General features: G+C 70.1%; 3 protein-coding genes. 2 read left to right on the top strand and 1 reads right to left on the bottom strand.

The features are described 5' to 3' along the window. Nucleotides 1-1,226, bottom strand: a 1,226-nt coding sequence (locus VFB40_RS07275) for a cystathionine beta-synthase (protein WP_324848523.1), incomplete at its 3' end; no start/stop codon positions are given. A 194-nt stretch (nt 1,227-1,420) separates the two neighbouring features. On the opposite strand from VFB40_RS07275, the gene VFB40_RS07270 reads away from it, so the two are divergent. Next, complete coding sequence (locus VFB40_RS07270) at nt 1,421-2,407, top strand: SGNH/GDSL hydrolase family protein (protein WP_324848522.1); 987 nt, start codon at nt 1,421-1,423, stop codon at nt 2,405-2,407. A gap of 173 nt (nt 2,408-2,580) precedes the next feature. Continuing rightward, the coding region (locus tag VFB40_RS07265; protein ID WP_324848521.1) for a thiolase family protein at nt 2,581-3,183 on the top strand (603 nt) is incomplete at its 3' end.

Below are 3,183 nucleotides of genomic sequence, written 5' to 3'. Positions count from 1 at the left end.
GGCGCCGACTTGTGGTCCTCCAGCGGATCGCTCAGCTGCGCCTGCCCCTTGAACAGCGCCTCGAGCAGGTCCCGCTCCACGATCGAGCCGACGATCTCCGCCGCCATGACCGGCGGCTCCTCCTTGACCAGCGGCATCTGGCTCACGCCGTACTCGCGCAGGGTTTCGACCGCCTGACCGACCGTCTCGTGCGGGTGCATGTGGACCAGATCCGGCAGCGTCTCGCCCTTGCGCGAAAGCACGTCGCCGACAGTCGCCTCCTGCGACGCGGGCGTCAGGAAGCCGTAGTCGGCCATCCAATCGTCGTTGAAGATCTTCGAGAGGTAGCCGCGCCCGGAGTCCGGCAAGATGACGACCACCACGTCCTCAGCCGTCAACCGCTGCGCGTACCGCAGCGCTGCGACCACTGCCATCCCGCAGGACCCTCCGACAAGCAGCCCCTCCTCACGGGCAAGCCGCCGCGTCATCTGGAACGAGTCCTTGTCGGAGACCGCGATGACCTCGTCGGTAACCGTCCGGTCATAGCACTCCGGCCAGAAGTCCTCGCCCACGCCCTCGACCAGGTACGGCCGACCGCTGCCGCCCGAATAGACCGATCCCTCCGGGTCCGCTCCGATGATCTTGACCCGGCCGCCCGAAGCCTCCCTCAGGAAGCGACCGGTCCCGCTGATCGTGCCGCCGGTGCCGATGCCCGCCACGAAGGCGCTGATCCGGCCGTCCGTCTGCTCCCAGATCTCCGGGCCGGTGGAGTGATAGTGCGAAAGCGGGTTGTTCGGATTGGAGTACTGGTCCGGCTTCCAGGCGTCCGGGATCTCGCGCACCAGCCGGTCGGAGACGTTGTAGTACGACTGCGGGTGCTCCGGCGCGACGGCAGTCGGGCAGACCACCACCTCGGCGCCGTACGCGCGCAGCACGTTGATCTTGTCCTGGGAGACCTTGTCCGGGCAGACGAACACGCACCGGTACCCCTTGCGCTGCGCCACCATGGCCAGCCCGACACCGGTGTTGCCACTGGTCGGCTCGACGATCGTGCCGCCCGCCTTTAGCTCGCCAGAAGCCTCGGCCGCTTCAATCATCCGCAGGGCGATCCGGTCCTTGACCGAGCCGCCGGGGTTCACGTACTCGATCTTGGCCAGGACCGTGGCGGCCAGGCCGTGGGTGACCGAGTTCAGCTTGACCAGCGGTGTGTTGCCGACCAGGTCGATGACCGACTCGACGTAATGCATCGGGAGCCTTTCGACGGGAGCGCCTTGTGGGCGGTGATCAAAAGCCGGATTGTTGCCACCAGGTTAGGTGCACGCGAGCGAAAATCCGCCATCTGGACAGTGGTAGCCGGTACATTCCTATCCTGCGGCTTACTTGGATCTTCGCGACGGGGGAAGAACAGTAGGCGAGAGGCCAGAGGTAGGAGGCCACAGCGATGGCGGCGTTGAGCGCGAAACGGGTAGTAGCCGCGGCGGCGGTAGGTGGGGGCGGGCTCACCGTGCTGACCGGGGCGTCAATCGGCCTGGTGATGGCGGAGGCCAAGCTGGCCCGCCGGGCGATCGGGCAGGCGGTGGACGTTCCGCCGCGCGCGGACGGCCTGTTCGGTGCCCATCTGGTCGCACGCACCACCAGCATTGAGCCCGACCCGACCTCCCTCTCCCCCACGATCACCTCCACGACTCCCGCTTCCGACTCCGCGTCCCCCGGCACCACCACCCATGCCCCCTCGTCCCCTGCCTCCGCCTCTCCCGCCTCCCCCTTCGACTCGCGCCCCCTGCGGTTCGCCGTACTCGGCGACTCGACCGCAGCCGGCTACGGCGTCGAACGCGCGGACCAGACGCCTGGCGCGCTGCTCGCCGCCGCCCTCGCCGCGCACTCGGGCCGACCGCTGCTGCTGGCGAACGTCGCCCGCGTCGGCGCGTGTTCGGATCGGCTGTCCGAACAGGTCGACGCACTGCTCGCCGACGGTCCGGAGCACGCGCCACAGGTCGCCGCGATCATGATCGGCGCGAACGACGTGACACACCGCCTGTCGCCCACCGAAGCGGCCGCGAACCTCGGCGAGGCCGTGCTGCGGCTGCGCGCGGTCGGCTGCCAGGTGGTCGTCGGCACCTGCCCCGACCTCGGCACGATCCGCCCGATCCAGGTCCCGCTGCGCTGGCTGGCGCGCCGCTGGAGCCGCCGGCTCGCCGCGCTGCAGGCCCGCGCCGTGCACGAGGCCGGTGGCCGCTCGGTCCCGCTCGGCGCGCTGCTCGGGCCCGAGTTCGCGGCGCGCGCCGAACTGTTCGGTCCGGACCGCTTCCACCCTTCCGCCGAGGGTTACGCGACGGCCGCCGCGGCCGTCCTCCCCGCGCTGGCCGCCGCAGTCTGGCAAATCACCCGCTCGGCCGCTGCCGAGTCGACGCCGGCCTCCGCTACCTAGGCCCTGCTCCGGAGCCACCCCGCGGGCACGTCCCGCCGCACTCTCCCCGGACGCCCTTACCCGCCAGTAACTTATCCGGTAGCGTCTTCCCCGATACGACACCGCAGTTGTGTTCCGGGCGTCCGTGTCCCGCCGCACGTCCGTGTTCCGCACGTCGCACGAAGGAGCTACCCATGCCCGAGGCAGTGATCGTCGCCACCGCGCGTACGCCGATCGGCCGCGCGTTCAAAGGCTCGCTGAAGGACGTGCGACCGGACGACCTCGCGGTGACCGCCGTGCGCGCCGCGCTGGACAAGGTCCCGCAGTTGGACCCGCACGACATCGACGACCTGATGCTCGGCTGCGGCCTGCCCGGCGGCGCCTCCGGCTTCAACATGGGCCGCGTCGTGTCGGTGCTGCTCGGCTACGACTTCCTGCCCGGCACGACCGTCACCCGCTACTGCTCCTCCTCGCTCCAGACCACGCGGATGGCGCTGCACGCGATCCGGTCTGGCGAGGGCGACGTGTTCATCTCCGCCGGCGTCGAGTCGGTCTCCAGCTTCGTGCTCGGCAACTCCGACTCCCTGCCGGACACCGAGAACCCGGTCTTCAGCGAAGCCAAGGCCCGCACCGTCGCCCGTGCCGAGGCCGGCGCGCCGGCCTGGACGGACCCGCGTGAGGACGGCGCCGTCCCGGACATCTACATCGCGATGGGCCAGACCGCCGAGAATCTGGCGCAGATCAAGGGAATCACCCGGCGCGACCAGGACGAGTTCGGCGTGCGCTCGCAGAACCTC

It is taken from the genome of Actinocrinis sp. (genome assembly GCF_035650855.1).
GTDB lineage: Bacteria > Actinomycetota > Actinomycetes > Streptomycetales > Catenulisporaceae > Actinocrinis.
This window is presented reverse-complemented; position numbering and strand designations above follow the sequence as displayed.

What these genes read in the sequence shown, in the direction of transcription:
- VFB40_RS07270 (WP_324848522.1), top strand. Translation starts at nt 1,421, where the DNA reads ATGGCGGCGTTGAGCGCGAAACGGGTAGTAGCCGCGGCGGCGGTAGGT.